Genomic DNA, 20,894 nt, shown 5'->3' with positions numbered 1-20,894 from the left:
GTATTAATCAAGTCGGAGATGAATGCGTGTTATTGGTCACTTCATCATATCGTTAATTCGCTCTAACACGTCTTCGCCATGGCTTTTCGTTTTGGTGATAATCAGCGTCGTGTCGTCTCCGCCGATCGTACCGATAATTTCCGGCCAATCCATACCGTCAATCAGTGCAGAAATCGTTCCCGCCGTTCCCGGCAAGCACTTCAGCACGACGAGATTTTCGGCGGACTCCGCTCCCAAATAATGATCGAGCAGCGCTCGCTTCAGCTTCTGCGCCGGATTGTAGCGTTGGTCTTGCGGCATCGAATATTTGTATCGGCCGTCCTCCAGCGGGACTTTAATCAGCTGCATTTCCTTAATGTCGCGCGACACCGTCGCTTGGGTTACCTGCATTCCTTCCAAGCTTAGCGCTTCCACGAGTTCCTCTTGGGTTTCGATCTCTCTAGAACCGATCAACTCACGGATTTTGCGTTGACGTTGTCCTTTCATTTCTCGCCAGCCTCCACTTTAAATCGCACTGTTTTGATTTGACGCCCCTGCGGAAGCACGATAACAATGCCGTGGCAATCCGGAAACAGCAGCGCATACACGAGCAGTCTTTCACGCAGCGCGCTGGCCGTCCATTCCATCGGCTGCCTTGGCCGGTCGAGCTTCACCAGGTAATACTTGTTGTCTTTCTCGGCCAAATAATCAAAATATAGGCGGGTCGGCATAACCGACCCGTTGTCCACGGCCACTCCAAGCGGAATACGGTGCTTGCCGGACAGCACTTGAAAACCGTGCTCCTTCAGCAAGAGGACGTATTCATCCTCTTCGACGCCCCCTTTGGTCGCAAGCTTGCGCAAGCGAGCATCCGGAGGCTCGTGAAGCCAGCGATCCAATCTTCTAACGATCCACCATCCCATAACGATGGCAGCGACAAGCATGATCACCCAATCTCCGACGCTATCCATAACCGCCTCCCGACTTCCGTTACGGAGAGCCGCGCTGCCTGGACTAGTTGTATCCGTTGCATTATCTTTTCGCGATCGGAAGCCATTTTCCTCCAATATCAAGGAAAAACCCGGAGATGCGCGCCAGCCCGCGGCAAAATGCTCGGACCGTTGTTCGGCAGCTCCGGGTGCTCCGGGCGAAGGATCTTGTTTTATGAAGGATTGCGGCGAAACGCCCGATTTGCCTCTTCTACCGTATTCGCAATTAGTTCTTCATACCGTTTATCATCCGCCGCAGCCGAAACGGTCGAAGCATCCGACTCGGCTGAATTCGGGGCAACCGTGGAGCCGAGACGCCAATAGGCGAGAAACTCAATGTTCCCTTCGCCCCCGGTTATCGGGGAATACGTCAGTCCCTGCAGCTCAAAACCGATGTCGGCTGCCGCGTTCAAAACGTCTCGAAGCACTTGCGTATGAACGGCCGGGTCGCGAATGACGCCCGACTTGCCCACATGCTCCCGCCCCGCTTCGAACTGCGGCTTGATCAGCGCAACGGTGTGTCCGTTTTTTTGCAGCAGTTCGGCCAGCACCGGCAATATCAGCCTAAGGGAAATAAACGAAACGTCAATCGTCGCAAACAGCGGCAACGGACCGTCGAGCTGATCTCCCGTCATATGCCGAAAATTCGTCCGTTCCAACACCTGTACCCGCGAGTCCTGCCGCAAGGACCAGTCGAGCTGATTATAGCCTACGTCTACCGCATATACCCGCGCAGCTCCATTCTGTAGGGCGCAGTCCGTGAAACCGCCCGTGGATGCGCCGATATCCAGCATAACCGCATCCTGCAGGTTAAGGCCGAAATGTTTAATCGCCTTTTCCAGCTTCAAGCCCCCGCGGCTTACGTACGGATGTACGGAGCCTTTGACCGTTATCGCCGCATCGCGAGGAATCTTCGTTCCCGCCTTGTCGACGCGCTCTGTCCCGACAAGCACCAGACCGGCCATAATGGCGGCTTTTGCCTTCTCGCGGCTTTCGAAATAGCCCTGCTCCAGCAGGAGCAGATCAAGCCGCTCTTTAGTCGCCTGCGTCTTCTCCATCAGGTGGCCCTTTGCCGTTTGCGCACGGAGAGCGAGGCAAGACGCTGAGCGATGTGCTCGGCCGATAGACCGACTTCCTCGCGCTGTTCCTTCACCGTCGCATGTTCCACGAACACGTCGGGAACGCCGGCGAGATGAACGGATGCGGGCTGCACGCCTTGCAAAGCGTAAAACTCCAAGATCGCACTGCCCAGACCGCCTTGAACGGAGCCTTCTTCGACGACCATGATCGGCAGCCTTTCCTTCGCTAGCGACAGCAGCATTTGACTGTCCAGCGGCTTGACGAATCTGGCATTCACGACACGCACATTGATGCCTTCTCGCTTCAGCAGGTCGGCCGCTTCCTCGGCAACCTGAACCATCGGCCCAATCGCCAGCACGGCAGCATAGTCGCCTTCGCGAACCGTCTCCCACGTGCCGATCTCGATCGGCGTCATCCGCTCGTCGTAAGCGACTCCGACGCCTTCGATACGGGGATACCGCACCGCTATCGGGCCGCCGTTGTAATCGACAGCCGTACGAAGCATGTTTCTAAGCTCATTCTCATCCTTGGGCATCATGACGACCATATTCGGTATATGTCTCAGGAAGGCGATATCGTATACGCCTTGATGCGTCTCGCCGTCGGCTCCGACGAAGCCCGCTCGGTCGATCGCGAAAATAACGTTCAGGTTTTGCCGGCAAATATCGTGAACGACCTGATCGTACGCACGCTGCAAAAACGTCGAATACACTGCGAATACAGGCTTCATGCCTTCCATAGCCAACGCGGCGGACATCGTCCCAGCATGCTGCTCCGCGATGCCGACATCGTACATCCGATTCGGAAATCTCTCCGCAAACTTCAGCAAGCCCGAGCCGCCCGGCATTGCAGGAGTAACGGCGACGATACGGGAATCCTGCTCCGCAAGCTCGATCAGGGCGTTGCCGAACACCTCCGTATACATCGGAGGGCCAACGGGCTTAACCACTTGTCCGGACTCGATCTTGTAGGCTCCGGATACGCCGTGCCATTTATGAGAATCGGCTTCGGCCGGGGAGTAGCCCTTTCCTTTTGTCGTCAAGACGTGCACCAACACAGGTCCATCGACTTGATCGGCTTGCTTAAACGTCTCCATCAGTTTGTTTATGTCATGACCGTCTACTGGGCCAAAATACTTCAAGCCGAATTCCTCGAACAGGACGCCTTCAGGCGCAATCAAATACTTCAAGCTGTCCTTAACGCGATCTGCCGTACGAGCCAGCTTGCCGCCGATCGCCGGAACTTTGCGCAGCAACCAGTCCAACTCGTCCTTCGTCTTGCGGTAAATTTTCTCCGTTCTGACCTTGCCCAAATAGTTGTGAATCGCTCCGACATTGGGTGCGATAGACATCTCGTTATCGTTGAGCACGACCATCAGCTTGCGCTTCTCATGCCCGATATGGTTGAGCGCTTCAAGCGCCATCCCTCCGGTAAGCGCGCCGTCGCCAATGATGGCGATCACACGGTTCGACTCGCCCTTCAAATCGCGCGCCAAAGCCATCCCCATCGCTGCGGACAAAGAGGTGCTGCTATGGCCGGCTTCCCATACGTCGTGTTCGCTTTCGTTGCGCTTTACAAAGCCGCAGAGGCCATCCTTCTGACGCAAAGTGTCGAAACGATCCTGCCGTCCCGTTAGCATTTTGTGTACGTACGCCTGGTGACCTACATCAAAAATAAATTTATCCTTCGGGCTGTTGTAGTGGTAATGGAGCGCAAGCGTCAGCTCCACTACGCCGAGATTAGGCGCCAAATGCCCCCCGGTCACGCTCAGTTTCCGAATAAGAAAATGTCGAATATCTTCCGCCAGTTGAGGAAGCTCGGACAGCGTTAGTTTCTTCAGGTCATCCGGACTGTCGATTTGCTCGAGCAGCAAGTCATGTTCCCCGCTTTCCCCACATCAATATTAGACCTATTATACCATATCCCCGATTCAATGCCCAAATTCAGCGCCAAAAAGCCCCGCAAAGGGACAACCGTCGCCTAACGCGCCGCCCTTCCCTTGCGGGGCCTCCGAGTACGCAATTGCTTAGTGATCCCGATTCAGCAAATAATCCGCGATCTCGAGCAGGCGCTCCGGCTTCGCTAGCCCGACCTGCAGCAAGGCATCGGTCGCTTCGCGCGTCAGCTCCGAGACGCGTCTGCGGCTCTCGTCGAGCCCTAGCAAATAAGGATAGGTCACCTTGTGCTGACGCTCGTCGCTCTTAACCGGCTTGCCCAGCTTATCCGCCGAGCCCGTCAAGTCGAGAATATCGTCCTGGATTTGGAATGCCAGACCGATGTTGCGCCCGAAACGTCCCAGCGCCTCGACCTGTCGCTCGTCCGCCTCCGCCGCATGGCCGCCGGCTCGCAGCGAAAAGGCGATCAAATCGCTCGTTTTGTGCAGATGAATATGCTCCAGTTGCTCCAGCGAAGTGATTCCCTGCTCTCCGAGCATATCGGATACTTGCCCGCCGACCATGCCAGGCAAGCCTGCGTAACAGCTCAGCTCCCGAATGACGGCAAGCGCGCGTTCCGCCGGTACGCCGTCATCGGTTGCCCGCGAAGCGACGTGGAAGGCATGCGTTAGCAGACCGTCGCCGGCGAGAATCGCCATCGCATCGCCAAACACTTTGTGATTCGTCGGTCTGCCTCGGCGATAGTCGTCATTGTCCATGGCAGGCAAATCATCGTGTACAAGCGAATAGGTATGGATCATCTCGACCGCGCAGGCGAAAGCGAGCGCCCTGTCCGACGTCTCCTCCTTGCCTGTTACCGCCTCGGCTGCAGCGAGCGCCAAAATCGGACGCAGCCGCTTGCCTCCGGCCAGCAAGGAATAATCCATCGCTTCCCGCAGCCGCTCAGGAATCGCCCAATCCACCGGAAAAACGTTCTGCAGCGCTGCTTCCACTCGCGCCCGCTGCTCTTGCAAATAAGTGTGCAATGCTACCGAAGTCTTCACGTTATTACCCCTCTGCTCTTCAAAACCTATGTATGCCGAATAACGCGGGAAAATTACTCTTCCTTCCCGGCGGAGAACGGTTTGCGCTGCAATCCGCCATCGCCTTCCACCAGCATCTCGATGCGGCGCTCCACCTGCTCCAGCTTCTGCCCGCACAGTCGCGACAGCGTCATCCCTTCCTGGAACAGCTCGATCGCCGTCTCCAGCGGCACGTCGCCGCTCTCCAGCTTCGCGACGATCGTCTCGAGCTTCTCCATCGCCAGCTCGAACGACACCTCCGTGACTCCGTTCTCCTCTGCGGCAGCCGCCTCGGCTTTTCCAGTGCGGTTGTTAGCCATTCGCTTGTTCCTCCCCGTGAATCCCCCATATTTGACAGACCAGCTTGCCGTCCGTAAGCCGAAGATGAAGGAGATCTCCCGGCTGAACTTCGTCGATCGAACGAATCAGCTTCTTCTCCTGCTCGTCGTAAGCCAAGCTATAGCCGCGAGCCATAACCTTGAGCGGACTCAGCGCATCGAGCTGTTTAACGATCGAACCGAAACGGCTTGTCCGTTCGCGCATGATCGCACCCATTGCCAGCTCCAGCCTTTTGGCGGCCGCCGTCGCGCGCTGCCGGGCGTGGATAACCTGCTGCTGCGGGTTAACCGCCTGCAGTCTGCCGACCAGCCTCGTCGCCCGCTCCTGCGCTCGGCTTTGCTCGGCGCCGATCCGGTAGCGAAGCGTCTCCTTAAGCCGGTCCAGTCGCTCGGCCTGCGCCAATAAGCTGCGCTTAGGCTGCGTAAAATACGGCGAGCGCGCCGCATGCTGCCACCGCTCCTTCGCCTTGGCCAGGCCGCGTCCCAGCGCACCGGCCATTCTCCGCTCCAGATACGTCAGCTCCTGCCTCAGCTCCCCGATATGCCGGACGGCGATTTCGGCAGCGGCCGTCGGCGTAGCGGCGCGCATATCTGAGACGAAATCCGCAATCGTAAAATCCGTCTCGTGCCCGACGGCAGAGATGATCGGAATCGCGGAAGCCCGAATCGCCCGAGCGACCGGCTCCTCGTTAAACGCCCACAGCTCTTCGAGCGAGCCTCCGCCTCGTCCGACGATCAGCACGTCAATCGCGCCTAGCTCGTTCATCTCGCGGATCGCTTTAACGATAGAGGGAGCTGCGCCTGTGCCTTGCACGGATACAGGGTAGAGCAGGACATGCACGCCAGGGTTGCGCCGTTCAAGCGTAATCAGAATATCTCTAACGGCGGCTCCCGTCGGCGAGGTAATTACCCCGACCGTGCGCGGATAAAGCGGCAACGCCCGCTTCGTCTCCGGACGGAACAGCCCCTCCTCCTCAAGCTTGCGCTTAAGCTGCTCGAAGGCGAGATACAGGCTGCCGATTCCGTCGGGCTGCATCGCCGTCGCGTAAAACTGGTATTGGCCGTCCCTCTCGTATACCGAGACGCCTCCCCGCGCCAATACTTTTGTTCCGTTCTTCGGGACAAAAGGCAAACGTTGATTGTAGGAAGCGAACATGATGCATTTTAATCTGGAGGCATCGTCCTTCAGCGTGAAATACATATGTCCGCTCGAATGCAGCGTAAAATTCGAAATCTCGCCCCTCAGCCATATATCCTGAAGGCCCGGGTCGCCTTCCAGCTTACCCTTGATGAGCCGGGTAAGCTCGCGAATCGTCAACGCGCGCGCCGGTTCTCCTCTCATCGTCTGCGCCCTAACCGCGGGAACGCTTGGCCGCCTTCAGCGTGTTGGCCATCAGCATCGTAATCGTCATCGGTCCGACTCCGCCCGGTACCGGCGTAATCCACCCCGCCGTATCCACGACGTCGTCGAAATCGACATCGCCGCACAGCTTGCCGTCCGGAAGACGGTTAACGCCTACATCTATGACGACCGCGCCCGGTTTGACCCATTCCTTCTTCACCAGCTTCGGCACGCCGACGGCGGCAACCAGAATGTCGGCTTGCTTGGCGATTTCCGGCAAATTCGGCGTGCGCGAGTGACAGATCGTCACCGTCGCATGCTCGCGAAGCAGCAGCATCGCGACCGGCTTGCCGACGATGTTGCTGCGTCCGATGACGACGGCATGCTTGCCCGCAGGATCGTTGCCGGTCCGCTTGAGCAGTTCGATGACGCCGGCCGGCGTACACGGCAGCAACGTGTCGTCCCCGATCATCAGATTGCCGACGCTCTCCGGATGAAAGCCGTCGACATCCTTCTCCACCGCAATCGCGTCGATGATCGCCTTCTCTTCGATATGCTTAGGCAGCGGGAGCTGCACCAGAATGCCATTTACTTTGTCGTCGCTATTGTATCGGTCGATCAGGCTCAGCAGTTGTTGCTGGCTCGTCTCGGCTGGCAGACGAACGACCTCGGAATAATAGCCAAGCTGCTCGCATGCTTTCGCCTTGTTGCGAACGTAAACCTGCGAAGCCGGATCTTCGCCTACCAAGATGACGACAAGGCCCGGAGTTACGCCTTCGCTCTTCAATCGATCCGCTTCAAGCTTAATCTCTTCGCGGATAAAATCGGATATTTTTTTGCCTTCGATCAGTTGTGCGCTCACTTCCGGTCACTCTCCTCGGGTTGGTTCTCTTCTCTCTCTTTCATCATCCGGCCCAAAACGCCGTTCACGAACTTGCCGTTCTCGTCCCGGCCGAAATGCTTGGCCAGCTCGATCGCTTCGTTAATGACAACTTTGGGGGGCACGTCCTGCCGATACAACATCTCATAAACGGCCAAACGCAATACTTGCCGATCAACCCGCGATAGCCGATCTACCTGCCATCCCGTCAAATAGACGACAAGGTGCTGATCGATCTCCTGCTGCTTGTCCAGCACGCCCTGCACCAATTCTCTTGTAAAAGCGTCGATGCTCGCCAGCTCCGCCACGTCGGCGCCGACCTCGTTATCTTGACGAGCCTCGTCCATTACCGTATTGACGGCCTCAAGCCCCGTAACCCCGTTCATTTCGATCTGGTACAAGCTCTGCACCACAATTTCTCTTGCCAGTCTGCGCTTCATGAGTCCTCCCGAATGTTTCGTGTCGTCGTTGCCCGTTTCTTTGCATTTTTTCCATAAACACGCAAAAAATCCCATGCATTCGCAGGGATTATCGCGACCAGGGCCAACGGTCAGACACCCAGTCCGTCAATCTTTCCAGCGGAAAGATCGGACCGCGCCGTTCGTCCTTCTGTTTGCCAATCCAATAACCTATGCCAATGAGCAATGCGCAAAACAGCATATCCCAAAATCCGCTGATCAAGTAGATGACGCCGAATAAGAGACCCGCCGCAACTCCTGCGATTCTGCCGCCGTAGGCTTCCAACCAAGCTTTCCACATAGGCGGTCCGCCCTCCTATTCCACGCGGCTCTTAAAAGTGGCGGGCGCTTGGGTCACATTCGCGATAAACACCGAAACCTCGGCTACCGGAATGCCCGTCGCTTCCTCCACCTGCTGCGCGACCGCTCGCTGCATTTCCTCCGACAATGTCGGAATGGAGCTTTCACCGTCTACGAACGCCCGGATGAGAATACCGAGGCCGGCCTCGGATACTCTGACTCGAGCGCGCAAATCTTTGATGCCCCGCGTGCGGGATGCAGCCTTCAGCGCGAGATTCTCGACCGTCTCAACCGAGATGCGAATATCTCCGTGCTCCGTTCGCTGGTTAATCGAAGGAGCGGAATTGCCGTCTCTACGCAGGGAGACGAACAAGAATCGAACGCTGACGAGCAGCAGCACGATCGATACTCCGATTACCGAAGCCTGCACGACGCGCACGTCGCCCGTAAAATCAGAAACAACCTCCTGCAGCCACTCTACGGAGAAACCTCCGCTCGCAGCTACAATCGCCACGATCGAGGCAATTGCAATTACTAAGCTGTATAGCAACAGAAGCAGCCTGTCCAACACTTTAATCAACGAATGAGCCCTCCCTGTTCCCTGTTTCCAGGTACGATGATGCGCTTATGATCGCGAAAAAGGCCTCTACGAGAGTCTCCTACGGGAAACTCTCGTCAGAGGGCGGTCATCCGCAGACCGAAGCTATTGCCGACGCTGCGGAAACCGGGTATGGCACGTCATTATCGTACGCGTGTATGGGATTCTTCTTCTTCGGGTTTCTCACTCGTCTTGAAGTGAACGTCATGAATATGTACGTTGACTTCCACGACGTTTAATCCCGTCATCGATTCGATCGAGCGCTTGACGTTGCGTTGAATCTCGGTTGAAATTTCCGGAATTTTGCGACCGTAATGCACGATAATCGAAACATCAACGGCTGCTTCTCTCTGGCCTACCTCTACCTTGACTCCCTTGGACAGGTTCTTGCGTCCGAGCAATTCGGCGATGCCGGACGACAGGCCCCCGCTCATCCCGGCGACCCCGTCCACCTCGACGGTTGCCAGGCCGGCGATCACCTCGATGACCTCCGGGGCGATCTCGATCGTACCGAGATCCGTTCTCTCGAAATCCGGTGCTAACATTTCCATTTCGCAGTTCCACCTCCATATCCCGGACCTATTCGCGTAAGTCCGAGCGTCCGCCTTCACTACTTATAAATATAGCATTCCCGGATTATTATGACAAACGCTTGGCCGATTTTTTTTGTTCCCCAAACCGGCAAACGACGCCGGCGTCAGCCTTCGAGACCGACGTCGTGCTCCTCGAGAAACTTGATATCGAACGTGCCTTTATTGAAAATCGGATGGTTCATCAGCTTCATGTGGAACGGAATCGTCGTCTTGACGCCTTCCACGATAAATTCGCTAAGCGCCCGACGGGCTCTGGCAATCGCTTCCTCGCGAGTCGGCGCCCAGACAATCAGCTTGGCCACCATGGAATCGTAATGCGGCGAAATGACATACTGCGGATAAGCCGCGCTGTCCACCCGCACCCCCGGACCTCCTGGAGGCAAATAGAAGCCGACGCGTCCGGCGGAAGGCATGAAGTTGCGCTCCGGATCCTCCGCGTTAATGCGGCATTCGATCGCCCATCCATCAAACTTGACGTCCTCTTGCTTGAAGGAAAGCGGTTCGCCCTGAGCGATGAAGACCATTTCCTTGATCAGATCAATTCCGGTAATCATCTCGGTTACCGGGTGCTCGACCTGAATGCGGGTATTCATCTCCATAAAGTAGAAGCTGCCGTCCGGTCCAAGTAAATATTCGATCGTGCCGGCGCCGGAATAGTTCACGGCGCGGGCGGCGCGAACCGACGCTTGGCCCATGCGCTCGCGGAGCTCCGGCGTCATAATCGGGCAAGGCGCTTCCTCGACCAGCTTCTGGCGACGGCGCTGCACTGAGCAGTCCCGCTCGCCGAGATGCGCCACATTGCCATGCTTGTCGGCGATGATCTGAATCTCGACATGCTTCATTCCAGTCAAAAATTTCTCCAGATAAACGCCGGCATTGCCGAACGCCTTCTCCGCTTCCTGCTGAGCGGTCGTAATTTCCCGGATCAGCATCTCCTCGTTTTCCGCGATGCGAATACCGCGTCCGCCGCCACCGGCCGTCGCCTTGATGATGACCGGATAGCCGATCTCGCGAGCGACGCGCACTGCGTCGTCGAGATCTTCAAGCAGGCCGTCGGAACCCGGGATAACGGGAACGTCCGCCTCTTTCATCGTCTGCTTGGCGACGGATTTGTCGCCCATCCGGCTGATCGCTTCGGACGAAGGTCCGATAAACGTTATATTGCACGATTCGCAGATTTCCGCGAAATCGGCGTTTTCCGAAAGAAAGCCGTAGCCGGGGTGAATCGCATCGCAATCGGTCAGAGTGGCGACGCTCATAATATTGGTCAAATTCAGGTAACTGTCCTTCGATGCGGTCGGCCCGATGCAATAAGCTTCGTCGGCCAGGCGCACGTGCAGCGATTCCCTGTCGGCTTCGGAGTACACCGCAACAGCCGTAATGCCCAGCTCGCGGCATGCGCGAATAATCCGGACCGCGATCTCGCCTCGGTTGGCGATCAATATTTTATTGAATTTCAAAGCGAAGTCCTCCTCGGGATTATTCCGGCTTGACTAGGAATAGCGGTTGGCCGAACTCGACGAGCTGTCCGTTCTCCACGAGAATGTCCACGATTTCTCCTTTAACTTCCGCCTCCAGAGGATTCATCAGCTTCATCGCTTCCAGGATGCACACAACCGTCTTATCCGTTACACGATCGCCGATGTTGACGAACGGCGCTGCGTCCGGAGACGGCGAACGATAAAACGTTCCGACCATCGGCGAGACGATCCGGTTCAGATGGGAAGTATCGGCTGCAGGAGCGGCTTTCGCCTCTTCTGCCGGCACAGCGTGAGCCCCTACGGGCGAAGCGTGCGCGACCGGAGCCGCGGGAAGATATGTAGTAGGGAAGGAAGGCGCTTGCACATTGACAACCTCGGTGCGGCCCGGCTTGCGGATCGACAGCCGCGCGCCCTCGTTTTCGATTTCCAATTCGTGCACGCTCGTCTGGTCCACCAATTTGATCAATTCTTTAATTTCGCTCAACTTAAACATCTCGGTCACTCCTTGATTCGGGATTCACCCGTCTGAAGAAAGCATGTTCGAAGAGAAGGCTTGTTCGAACCCACAACGGGATTATTATACCATAAACGCTCGAAATGGAAAGGGTTATAAGGCTCGTTCGGTATTCTCCCGAAGATTAGCTCTAACCTGCAAGCGCAAAGAAGGCTGCCCGGAGACGGATCGCGAGATCCGCTTCCGAGGCAGCCTCGCCTCCGTTTATTGCACTAGCCGCTCCGATTCCCGATCAATCCACGTACTGGACGCTGACCCGTTCGGGGCCAACGTTAAGCTCTTTGGTCGCCAGGTCGATGATGCCGATCGCCTGTTTCTTTTCGAGCTTGTCGCTAAGCACAATAACCTTAAACTTCGAATCGACCTCGTCCACGACCGCGTTGTCGAACTCCTGGAGCAGCTTCTCCTGCAAGCTTGTAATCCGTAAGTCGAGATCTTCCAGACGATCCAGCTCTTCGGCCGCGGCCGTCGCTTCCTCCTGGGTCGCTTTCGCATTGCCAATCGTCGCGCTCAGCTCTTCCGACCGCTTGCTCACTTTGTTCATTCTGTCGTAGGCAATCTGCTCCAGACGATCGTTGCCCGCCGCATTGGCGATTCCTTTAAGCACTTCCTGATCCTCCGGCGACATCTGCTCGCCCGTTCCCGTCGCCCCCGTCTCGGCGTCCGGCAGCTCGTCGGTCATTCGATCGACCTGCTGAACGGTAACGCCGTCGGGATTGGTCGCCGACACCTTGCCGGCCTCCTCGATCGCCTGATTCGCCCCTCCGGCGGCTTTGTTCGTCGACGGAGCGTCCTCGCTGAACAAATAATAAGCGGATAAGATGACCATTAAACTAAGCATGGATACGAGCCAGATCGTTTGGCGTTTGTTGTTCATTGTTCTATTCCTCCCGGTATGTTAGATGTTAAATCTTTTATGGACTCCCTACGTCTTGCGGGGCACGACGGAGATGCGATGAATCGGTACGTCGAGCCCTCCCGATACGGCTTCCGCGATCAGCTTCTTGACGGCGGCGCTCTCCGCGCCTTTGGCGACGATCATCACCCCGCGAATTCTCGGCTTGATCTTTTTGACGACGATCGGAGACTGCGTGCCCGAAGAAACTTCGTACAGCACGACCTGACCGTCCTTGGAAATGTCGGTGATGTGCCGCTTGGCTCCATTGCGATCCGTCTCGTCCGTAATGGTCTGCATCTGCTTCTCGTTCAACTGCACGACCGTCTCTTCCGTAGAGTCGACGGTAACGAGAACGTCGACGGTTCCGACTCCGACGATTTTCTCCAACATCCCCTTAAGCCGGCTTTCGAATTCCGATTCGATATCGGCGAATGTCGAGACGCCTTTGTCTTCACCGCCTCCAAGAAACACCTCTTGCTGCGGATCCTGATCTCGGGGCGGCGAGAAGTCCGGAGACTTGGAAGGATCGATCGTCTTGACGTTGAACAGAGAAGCCGCGAGCAGCAGCGCCGCGCCGAGCAAGCCGATTAGCACGAGCCAGCGAAACGCTTTTACCCTGCGCTGTCCCCCTGCCCCCCCGCCGATGTAAGATTCGAGCCGCTCCAGCCAATTCGCCATGACACATCTCTCCCTAATCTCGCCTAACGGCTCGCTCTTCGTCCGGCAGCTTGACTTCGACGATCCCCGGAGCGATACCGAAGCGGTTCGCTACGAGCGCGATTACTTTTGTCCGGACGCCCTTGTCGAGTTCCTGCTCCGCACCGGCTTCATTGGCGATAACCGCCCGATCGCCTTCTTCTGTAGAGGCCTTCTCGCCCCCAACCCCGACCTCGATTTCGACATCGGCCACCGCTTCCACTTCCCGGATCTCCTCCGCATGCGCGCCGCCGCTTCTGCCGCTCGGCCGACCGGCGGCTTCCGGCTCAAGTTCGATCATCACTTGCACCACCGCCAGCGAGCCGTCCGACACCTTTTCCAGACCGACGCTCACGCGTCGAACCGAGCGGCCTTCGGCCTGCTCTACTTCTTTTCCGATTTCGGATTCCAGCCTCGCCGCCGTCAGTTCGGCCGCCTGCGCCGCTTTGCGGTCGCGCAGCTTCGCGCCATCGGCCTTAATCATCGCCAGCTGCCTGCCCGCCCCTTCGGGAGACTGCTCGACCGACTGTAGCCCCTGAGCCAACTGACTTCCGAAATCCCCCTTGACCCACTGAATAATCGGCGACGCCACCGTGAGTAAAATAAACAGCCCGGCAACCAGTCGTACATAACGCTGCATCGTCTTGTTCGGCAGCAGCAGATCGATGAGCGAGGCGAGCAGAAGAACCGCGATCACCTGTCTTAGCCAGACCGACAATCCGTTCATGATGTCCAACCGGCGATCGCCTCCCCTTCATCGAATCATAAGGGCGGCATTGCCCGCCGTCAGAATGATTGTCACCGCCAAGAAAAACATTAGCCCGACCGAGGCAAGGGCGGCGAAGACGTAGATCAGCGTCTTGCCGATCGTCTGCAGGCAGTGCACGATCGGCGTATCTCCCAGCGGCTGCATGACCGCCCCCGCCACGTTGTAGATCAGCGCGAGCGTCAATATTTTCAAGGCCGGAAAGGCGCACAAGAAGATCAGGACGATAACCCCGGCCAAACCGACCGCGTTTTTGACGAGCAGACTGGCGGATAGGACCGTATCCGTCGCGTCTGAGAACATTTTACCGACGACCGGCACGAAATTGCCGGTAACGAACTTCGCCGTCCGCAGCGCCACCCCGTCCGTCACCGCTCCCGTCGCCCCTTGCACGGACAGCACGCCGAGGAAAACGGTCAACATAATGCCCAGCAAGCCGATGCCGACGTTGCGTAGCAGGTTGGCCAGTTGCGTCGCTTTGTACCTTTCGGTCATAGCGCTGACCAGATGCAGCACCGCGGAAAAGAACAGCAGCGGAAACACGACCAAATGGACGAGCGTTCCGATCGTATGGATCATGAACACGATGAGCGGATGAAGGACCGCAACCGACGTCACTCCTCCCGTTCCAGCCAGCAGCGTCAGCAGGAGCGGCACCATCGCCAGCATAAACTGCACCATGCTGCCGATTGCGTCCGCCGCGTAAGCGGTCGCCGTGCGAAAGCTGTTCACCGCCAGGATGATGACGACGAGATAAGCGATGCCGTAAGCGACTTTACTGACCGAGCCCCGCTCGAACGCGCTCTGCATCGTTTCCAGCAGCATCGTGAAGATGGTCAGCAACACGATCGTGACGAGCAGCTTGCCGCTGTACAGCACCTCATGCAGGAAAAACTTCGCCATACCAGACAGCACCTGACCGATGTTCCAGCTCTCCCCGTCGGGAAACATCAACTGGCGCAGCTCGGGCAGCTTGCCCTCGGGAAAGTACCCGCCGTATTCCGACTTCAGGTTGCTCCAGTATTGCTGGATGCGCCCCAGCTCAAGCTCCTCGCTCTGCTTGCGGGCCAGATCATCGGACAGGCGTTCCTGCCCTTCAATCGACGACCGCGCCCCTTCCCCGACCGGATTGGCCAGCGCGACCGAAGCATCCGCGAACAGGAAGGCGAACAATGCCAGCAGCAACAGCCCGAATGCGTTCCCCGTTCGCCTCATCCCGTTCCTCCCGTCTTCGCGTCCGTCAAGCCGGCAGCAGATTCAGCACCGTTTCGACGATCACGCTGATGATGGGCACCGCCATGACGAGAATGAGCATTTTTCCGGCAAATTCGATTTTCGTCGCAATGCTTTCCAGTCCCGCGTCCCGGACGATCTGCGCCCCGAATTCCGCGATGTAGGCGATCCCGATAATTTTCAACATTGTCTTCAAATAAACCGAAGGAATGCCCGAGCGATCCGCAAGCTCCTCCAAGACGGAGATGACGTCGCCGATCTTGCCCACGAAAGCAAGGAAAATTCCTACCCCGACGAAGGCGGCGAGCAGATAAGCGAACATCGGCTTCTGCTCCCGGATGACGAGAATGAGCACCGTGGCGAGAAACCCGATTCCGACGATTTGCAGTATGTCCATCCCAACCCACCTACTGGAACAGGAAAATGGTCTTGATTTCCTGGAACAAGTCGTTAAGCATACGCACGACCATGAACAGCACGACCACGAATCCGATCAGCGTAACCCAGTGCGCCATATCTTCCTTGCCCATCTGCTTCAACACCGTATGGATCATCGCCACGATAATGCCGATGCCGGCGATTTGGAAAATGGTGCTGATATCGATGTTCATCGCTATGGCCTCCTAAATTGTCCCGCGACAACGAAGTGCGCCACGCCGCAACCGTCCGTTCCCGCTAAATCATCAGAATGACGATCAGCGCCGCTCCCAGCATGCCCAAGCTGCGGCTCAGCTTCTCGTATTTGCGCTGTTCCTCGCGGGCGGTCGCCTCTTCGGCCTGTAGCTGATGGAACGCCAGCTTCAGATGCTTCAACTGATCCTCTCGGCCGCTTCCGCCAAGCGTCGCGCCAAGTCTGAGCGCCGCCTCCCGCTCCGGCTGCTTCATCGCCGTCGCCGGCCAGAAATCGCGAACCGCCCTTTCCCAGCACTCGCTCACTGTCTCGCCCGAACGCGCCTCTTCTCCCGCAAGCGATGCGGACACGCTAGCGAACATCGCCGACAACGGCTTGGGAATGGCCGCCGCGATGCGGGCCAGCGCTTCGGGCAGAGGGGTTCGGCCATAGCCGATCTCCGTCTCCAGCCGCTGGAAAGCGTGGAGCAGCTCGCGAATTTGCCTTGGCCTGGCGGCATAACGCGCCGATTGCACCAGCCCGATCATCGTTCCGGCGAACAGCACGAGCAGCACGCCAACGAACTTAAGCATTGCCGCCCCCTCCCTTCAAGCCGTTCGGCGAACGGATGACCGGCATCGGACGGGATTTGACCGTCACCCGTGCGGCCGTTCCCAACGCCGCCGTGCCAGGCGCAACCGTTCCATCGGGCCGAAGCGCTTCCGCGTCCGCGAATCCGGGAGCGTCTCTCGGCATGGCCGCCGCCGCTCGCGGTCGGCTTCGTGCGGCCTCGCGCTCCGCATCCTCCGCGGCGACGATCCGATGCGCCACGCCGCCGCCCGATTTGTTCAGCAGGACGTAAGCGCCAAACGCGCCTTCCGCCGCCAGCCTGCCAAGCGCCGGCCGAGCCAGGACGTCGGCCATATCGGCGGCATGGGCGGTCGCCAGCACGCGCACGCCGGCGTGAATCGCTTCGCGAATCGCCTCGGCATCCTCCGGCCGGCCGATCTCGTCTACGACGAGCACCTCGGGGGACATCGAGCGAAGCATCATCATCATGCCCTCCGCCTTAGGGCAGGCGTCCAGCACGTCGCAGCGCGGGCCCAGATCGAAGGTCGGAACTCCACGCTCGCTGGCGGCGATTTCCGAACGCTCGTCCACGATGCCGACCTTGCGACTGCCCCAGCCCTTCGCCGCAGGATGATGCCAGCTGCCGTAGCTGATGCAGCGGGCCAAGTCTCGAATCAGCGTCGTTTTGCCCTGCTGCGGCGGGGAAACGATCAGCGTATGACGGATCGTCCTGGCCGGGACGTCCAGCAGTCCCGGCAGCACTTGTGCGCCGAATCCGTCGCGAGCCCTCGCAATCCGAACATTAAAGCCCGCAATATCCTTCAAGTGGGAGACTGCGCCTCCGTCCAGCACCGCTCGGCCGGCAAGCCCGATGCGGTGCCCTCCGGCTACCGTAATATAACCTCTGCGAAGCTCCTCCTCCGCCGCATAGATGGAGTGATTGGTGATCCTCTCGAGCAGCGCTCGGCACTGATCGCGTCCGGGAGCATAGGCTTCCTCGCTGCGCTCCGTTAGCGAGCCGTCCTCGCGCGCGAACGAGTAGCGGCTTGCGTATCCGATTTCCAGCGGGCGATTCTCGCGAATGCGAATCTCTTCCAGAGACATCTTGACCGCCTCCGGCATTCGCTCCAGAATCGAGCGCAAGGAGGCCGGAAACAGCTCCATGATCAATTGCGGCAACATGACTCCCCCTCTCGCCGGCAGTGGATCATTGCTTGTTCAAATGTATGCTTGGACAGCGGGATTATGCCTGCTTGGCCGCCTCGCCGGGAAAATCTCATTTCCTTAATATTCCTATCATCAGACAGCCGACCCCTGCGAGAATCCAGACGAACTTGGAAGGCGACAGCTTGTCCGCCAAACCCACCAGTCCGATCGTCGTCGTAGAAATCAGCACAAGCGGACCGACCAGGGCGAGCATCGAATTGACCGCCAGCGCCTTCTGAACGTCGTTAAGCCGCAGCATGACAATCGCGGCGATCAATTCGATGCTGCCGGACAACACCCGCAGCATCGCCATGCTGAATGCCGCTTTATCCACAGAACATTCCTCCTTATCGATTGCCAGGTCTCTTCGCGCTACTCTACTCTATGCCGGCTCGCATCATAACTTGTCTCTTGATTTGCGAGAATAAGAGGGGAGCACCATTTACTGGGCTAACGCATATATTGCTCGGGTATTATCCAACTTTGGTGCGAACGAGGAGAGTTGAGCATGCGGAATACGACCCTGCAACCGGAGTGGCCCGCCGGGCTGGCCGATCCTAGCGGACGAAGGGCCGCCAAGCCCCGCCAGACCGGGCTGACGATGGTGCTGGACAAAGGCTTGGGCTTGAACGCCTTTGAGGATCTGCTAAGCTTGTCCGGAGATTATATCGATATCGTTAAACTCGGCTTCGGCACATCGCCGCTCTACCCGCTTCCCGTGATCCGGCAAAAAATCGAGCTCGCCGCCGCACGCGGAATCGTTGTTATTCCCGGAGGCACGCTGCTGGAAGCGGCGGTTAAGCTCGATGTCGTTCCGGGTTTCTTCCGCCAGGTGCTGGCGTTGCGGTTTAACGGAATCGAAGTGTCGGACGGCACGATTTATCTCGAACGGGGCCAGCGCAGCGAGCTGATCAGGGAAGCGAAAAGCTACGGCTTGCAAGTGTTCACGGAATATGGCAAAAAGCAGCCCGGTTCGCGCATCGACTTCGCCGACTTCGCAGCCGTCGCCGAGCAAGATCTGGCCTGCGGAGCGGACTTGGTAACGGTGGAGGCGCGAGAATCCGGCCTTGGGGTCGGCCTGTTCGACGAGAAGGGAGATTGTCGGGAGGAAGACCTTCATTACATTCGGAAAACATTGCCGAACCTAGAGCGCATTCTCTGGGAAGCGCCGTTGAAGGACCAGCAGGTCGCACTGTTGAAGGCGCTCGGCTCGGAGGTCAATCTGGGCAACGTCCCGTTCCAGGACGTTCTTGCGCTCGAGGCTATGCGCCGAGGGCTGCGGTCGGATACGTTCGAGCTACAGCGCGCTCCATATAGCGATTACATGATTTGAAGGCGCTCGGTCGCCCCAGCCGGAACAAGCCTCGCGTTCTAAACGCGAGGCTTGTTCCATATCGTGTACCATCTGGAGTTCATCGGGAGTGTGACGCGGGTGTTATATGGAGAAATCGTGCTTGTTGCGCTGATCGTTATCGGATTGGTCGGCAGATCGTCGATCATCACGACCGCGGCATGCCTCCTTCTAATCGTTAAGCTTACCCACCTCGATCGTTACCTGCCGGTCATCGAAAGAAGAGGCATCGAGCTCGGTCTGCTTTTCCTGACGCTGGCCGTGCTTGTTCCCTTCGCCGCCGGGCGCATTCAGCCCAAGGACATTATCGACGCCTTCTCCGGCTGGGTCGGCTGGGTCGCCCTGCTTGGAGGAGCGATCGGCGCTTTTCTGAACAGCCGAGGATTGGACACGCTCAAATCGGACCCGCAGCTGATCGTCGGCATCGTCATCGGCTCGATCGTCGGCGTAGTGCTGCTGCGAGGCATCCCCGTCGGCCCGCTGATGGCAGCCGGCATTACCGCCGTCCTTGTGAAGCTGGTCCAACTGCTTGCGGGAAAATAAACGAGACTGTAAGAAAAAAAAGCAGAGTCGTACATGATTATCAAAAAAGCGAAAGTGCATCTAGCTCCCGGAGCGATCGGAGAGAGATAGATGCACACAACGCTAACTCATCGATAATCAATTCGCACAACTCTGCTATCTACGGAATTCCCTACTGTCCGTTAGCGACGCTCGGACGGTCCGCCGACGAACGCGGTGTCCGCCGTATCGAGCCCGAACGCGGTATGAAGCGCGCGAATCACGTCCTGCAGCGGCTCGGCAGCGATCACGCAGGAAACTTTGATTTCGGAAGTGCTCACCATTTTGATATTGACGCCAACGTCGGAAATCGCCTCGAACATTTGCGCGGCTACCCCGGGATTCGACACCATGCCTGCGCCTACGATCGACACCTTGACGAGACCTTCCTCGAACGTTGCTTCGCGATAAGGCACTTCCGACTTGATGCTGGCAAGAACGTCGAGCGCCTTCTGACGGTCGGCCACCGACACCGTAAACGAGAAGTCCGCTCCTCCGTCTTGTACGCCGCTTTGTACGATGATGTCCACATTGATGTCGTTACGAGCCAGCGCCCCGAACATATCGGCCAATACGCCGGGAGTGTCTTCGACACCTAGCACGCTGATGCGGGCCACATTTTTATCCGCAGCGATCCCTCTTACGACGATTCCTTGTTCCATTTCCGCTTCCTCCCTCACGAGCGTGCCTTCGTTATTCGTAAAGCTCGAGCGTACGACCAGATTCACCTTATTGTGCTTCGCGTATTCGACCGCACGGGGATGCAGCACCGCAGCTCCCAGATGAGCCAGTTCCAGCATTTCGTCATACGAAATTTCATCCAGCTTTCTCGCGCATTTGACAATGCGGGGATCGGTGGAATAGATGCCGTCGACATCCGTATAGATTTCGCACATGTCCGCCTTCAGAGCCGCCGCCAGCGCAACCGCCGTCGTATCCGAGCCGCCCCGGCCAAGCGTCGTAATCTCTCCCGCCTCGCTCATCCCTTGGAAGCCGGCGACAATGACGATGTTGCCGTCGTCAAGCGCAGCGAAAATCCGCTCCGGCGAAATGTCGCTGATCTTCGCCTTGCCATGGGTTGCCTCCGTAACGATTCCGGCCTGCCAGCCTGTATAAGATTTCGCTTCATGCCCCAGCTTATGAATAGCCATGGACAGCAAAGCTACGGAAATCTGCTCGCCCGTCGTCAACAGCATATCCATCTCGCGCGCAGGCGGATTGGCGTTAATTTCGCTTGCTTTGTCGATCAAATCGTCCGTCGTATCTCCCATCGCCGACACGACCACGACAACCCGGTCGCCCTGCAGCTTTTTGTCCACGATCCGCTGCGCGACACGGCTCATCCGCTCCGTCGTGCCTACGGAACTTCCGCCGAATTTCATCACTATCAATGACACCGGTAGTCACTCCCCCAGTTAACTTTCCAAGCTATTGAAGAACCTCTGCATACAGCATTATATTATAGCACAAGTCGATTGGCCCAAAAAGAAAAAAA

Annotated in this window: 26 protein-coding genes; 2 read left to right on the top strand and 24 right to left on the bottom strand. The window is 57.7% G+C overall.

The genetic code is table 11. The features are described from left to right. Nucleotides 1-36: 36 nt before the first annotated feature. The 23 genes from ahrC to DFP98_RS01985 all read right to left on the bottom strand — a co-directional run bounded on the left by ahrC (nt 37) and on the right by DFP98_RS01985 (nt 17,821). On the bottom strand, nt 37-486 hold the full coding sequence (ahrC, locus tag DFP98_RS02095) for a transcriptional regulator AhrC/ArgR (protein WP_116058887.1): 450 nt from the start codon (nt 484-486) through the stop codon (nt 37-39). Next, nucleotides 483-950, bottom strand: coding sequence for a hypothetical protein (locus DFP98_RS02090; RefSeq protein ID WP_116058886.1), 468 nt, complete (start codon nt 948-950; stop codon nt 483-485). Before DFP98_RS02090 ends, ahrC begins: the two co-directional genes overlap by 4 nt. A 191-nt stretch (nt 951-1,141) precedes the next feature. Then, nucleotides 1,142-2,026, bottom strand: coding sequence for a TlyA family RNA methyltransferase (locus DFP98_RS02085; RefSeq protein ID WP_116058885.1), 885 nt, complete (start codon nt 2,024-2,026; stop codon nt 1,142-1,144). Next, nucleotides 2,026-3,921: a 1-deoxy-D-xylulose-5-phosphate synthase gene (gene dxs, locus DFP98_RS02080; RefSeq protein WP_116058884.1), complete on the bottom strand. Its 1,896-nt coding sequence runs from the start codon at nt 3,919-3,921 to the stop codon at nt 2,026-2,028. Before dxs ends, DFP98_RS02085 begins: the two co-directional genes overlap by 1 nt. A 153-nt stretch (nt 3,922-4,074) precedes the next feature. Further along, nucleotides 4,075-4,986, bottom strand: a complete 912-nt coding sequence (locus DFP98_RS02075) for a polyprenyl synthetase family protein (protein ID WP_116058883.1) — start codon at nt 4,984-4,986, stop codon at nt 4,075-4,077. Between the two features lie 53 nt (nt 4,987-5,039). Further along, nucleotides 5,040-5,324, bottom strand: coding sequence for an exodeoxyribonuclease VII small subunit (gene xseB / locus DFP98_RS02070; RefSeq protein ID WP_116058882.1), 285 nt, complete (start codon nt 5,322-5,324; stop codon nt 5,040-5,042). Next, nucleotides 5,317-6,684: an exodeoxyribonuclease VII large subunit gene (gene xseA, locus DFP98_RS02065; RefSeq protein WP_116058881.1), complete on the bottom strand. Its 1,368-nt coding sequence runs from the start codon at nt 6,682-6,684 to the stop codon at nt 5,317-5,319. The genes xseB and xseA overlap by 8 nt, the downstream gene beginning before the upstream one ends. A 10-nt stretch (nt 6,685-6,694) precedes the next feature. Then, nucleotides 6,695-7,546 carry a bifunctional methylenetetrahydrofolate dehydrogenase/methenyltetrahydrofolate cyclohydrolase FolD gene (gene folD / locus DFP98_RS02060; RefSeq protein WP_116058880.1) on the bottom strand — a complete coding sequence of 284 codons (852 nt, stop codon included), beginning with the start codon at nt 7,544-7,546 and terminating at the stop codon, nt 6,695-6,697. Next, a complete protein-coding gene (gene nusB, locus DFP98_RS02055; protein WP_116058879.1) occupies nt 7,543-8,004 on the bottom strand; it encodes a transcription antitermination factor NusB in 462 nt (153 codons plus the stop codon). Before nusB ends, folD begins: the two co-directional genes overlap by 4 nt. Before the next feature lie 88 nt (nt 8,005-8,092). Continuing rightward, a complete protein-coding gene (locus tag DFP98_RS02050) occupies nt 8,093-8,323 on the bottom strand; it encodes a DUF2273 domain-containing protein (protein ID WP_116058878.1) in 231 nt (76 codons plus the stop codon). Between the two features lie 15 nt (nt 8,324-8,338). Next, nucleotides 8,339-8,902, bottom strand: coding sequence for an alkaline shock response membrane anchor protein AmaP (amaP, locus tag DFP98_RS02045; RefSeq protein WP_116058877.1), 564 nt, complete (start codon nt 8,900-8,902; stop codon nt 8,339-8,341). Between the two features lie 161 nt (nt 8,903-9,063). Beyond that, nucleotides 9,064-9,471, bottom strand: a complete 408-nt coding sequence (locus tag DFP98_RS02040; protein ID WP_116058876.1) for an Asp23/Gls24 family envelope stress response protein — start codon at nt 9,469-9,471, stop codon at nt 9,064-9,066. A 146-nt stretch (nt 9,472-9,617) separates the two neighbouring features. Then, nucleotides 9,618-10,973, bottom strand: a complete 1,356-nt coding sequence (gene accC / locus DFP98_RS02035; RefSeq protein ID WP_116058875.1) for an acetyl-CoA carboxylase biotin carboxylase subunit — start codon at nt 10,971-10,973, stop codon at nt 9,618-9,620. Nucleotides 10,974-10,992: 19 nt separating this feature from the next. Beyond that, nucleotides 10,993-11,487 carry an acetyl-CoA carboxylase biotin carboxyl carrier protein gene (gene accB / locus DFP98_RS02030; RefSeq protein ID WP_116058874.1) on the bottom strand — a complete coding sequence of 165 codons (495 nt, stop codon included), beginning with the start codon at nt 11,485-11,487 and terminating at the stop codon, nt 10,993-10,995. Nucleotides 11,488-11,740: 253 nt separating this feature from the next. Continuing rightward, nucleotides 11,741-12,385 (bottom strand): SpoIIIAH-like family protein, encoded by a 645-nt coding sequence (locus DFP98_RS02025; RefSeq protein ID WP_116058873.1) that lies wholly within the window; start codon nt 12,383-12,385, stop codon nt 11,741-11,743. 48 nt (nt 12,386-12,433) lie between these two features. Further along, complete coding sequence (spoIIIAG, locus tag DFP98_RS02020; RefSeq protein ID WP_116058872.1) at nt 12,434-13,084, bottom strand: stage III sporulation protein AG; 651 nt, start codon at nt 13,082-13,084, stop codon at nt 12,434-12,436. Between the two features lie 13 nt (nt 13,085-13,097). Further along, a complete protein-coding gene (locus tag DFP98_RS02015) occupies nt 13,098-13,829 on the bottom strand; it encodes a stage III sporulation protein AF (protein ID WP_246016380.1) in 732 nt (243 codons plus the stop codon). A gap of 27 nt (nt 13,830-13,856) precedes the next feature. Continuing rightward, nucleotides 13,857-15,041 carry a stage III sporulation protein AE gene (gene spoIIIAE, locus DFP98_RS02010; protein ID WP_425455505.1) on the bottom strand — a complete coding sequence of 395 codons (1,185 nt, stop codon included), beginning with the start codon at nt 15,039-15,041 and terminating at the stop codon, nt 13,857-13,859. A 67-nt stretch (nt 15,042-15,108) separates the two neighbouring features. Beyond that, nucleotides 15,109-15,498 carry a stage III sporulation protein AD gene (gene spoIIIAD / locus DFP98_RS02005; protein ID WP_094050917.1) on the bottom strand — a complete coding sequence of 130 codons (390 nt, stop codon included), beginning with the start codon at nt 15,496-15,498 and terminating at the stop codon, nt 15,109-15,111. Between the two features lie 10 nt (nt 15,499-15,508). Further along, complete coding sequence (gene spoIIIAC / locus DFP98_RS02000; RefSeq protein WP_094050916.1) at nt 15,509-15,712, bottom strand: stage III sporulation protein AC; 204 nt, start codon at nt 15,710-15,712, stop codon at nt 15,509-15,511. 64 nt (nt 15,713-15,776) lie between these two features. After that, nucleotides 15,777-16,304, bottom strand: coding sequence for a stage III sporulation protein SpoIIIAB (gene spoIIIAB / locus DFP98_RS01995; protein ID WP_116058869.1), 528 nt, complete (start codon nt 16,302-16,304; stop codon nt 15,777-15,779). Continuing rightward, on the bottom strand, nt 16,297-17,463 hold the full coding sequence (spoIIIAA, locus tag DFP98_RS01990; RefSeq protein WP_116058868.1) for a stage III sporulation protein AA: 1,167 nt from the start codon (nt 17,461-17,463) through the stop codon (nt 16,297-16,299). The genes spoIIIAB and spoIIIAA overlap by 8 nt, the downstream gene beginning before the upstream one ends. Nucleotides 17,464-17,557: 94 nt before the next feature. Further along, the gene (locus tag DFP98_RS01985; protein ID WP_371822842.1) at nt 17,558-17,821 is read right to left on the bottom strand and encodes a YqhV family protein; all 264 of its coding nucleotides are present in this window, start codon (nt 17,819-17,821) and stop codon (nt 17,558-17,560) included. 174 nt (nt 17,822-17,995) lie between these two features. Between DFP98_RS01985 and comA the strand changes: the two genes are divergently transcribed. Further along, nucleotides 17,996-18,820 (top strand): phosphosulfolactate synthase, encoded by an 825-nt coding sequence (comA, locus tag DFP98_RS01980; RefSeq protein ID WP_116058867.1) that lies wholly within the window; start codon nt 17,996-17,998, stop codon nt 18,818-18,820. A 99-nt stretch (nt 18,821-18,919) separates the two neighbouring features. Next, nucleotides 18,920-19,381, top strand: a complete 462-nt coding sequence (locus DFP98_RS01975; protein ID WP_116058866.1) for a DUF441 domain-containing protein — start codon at nt 18,920-18,922, stop codon at nt 19,379-19,381. Between the two features lie 161 nt (nt 19,382-19,542). Here the strand turns inward: DFP98_RS01975 and DFP98_RS01970 are convergent, their stop codons facing one another. Further along, entirely contained in the window at nt 19,543-20,796 is a 1,254-nt protein-coding gene (locus tag DFP98_RS01970) for an aspartate kinase (RefSeq protein WP_116058865.1), read from the bottom strand. Between the last annotated feature and the right edge of the window lie 98 nt (nt 20,797-20,894).

It is taken from the genome of Cohnella phaseoli (genome assembly GCF_003386235.1).
GTDB lineage: Bacteria > Bacillota > Bacilli > Paenibacillales > Paenibacillaceae > Cohnella > Cohnella phaseoli.
This window is presented reverse-complemented; position numbering and strand designations above follow the sequence as displayed.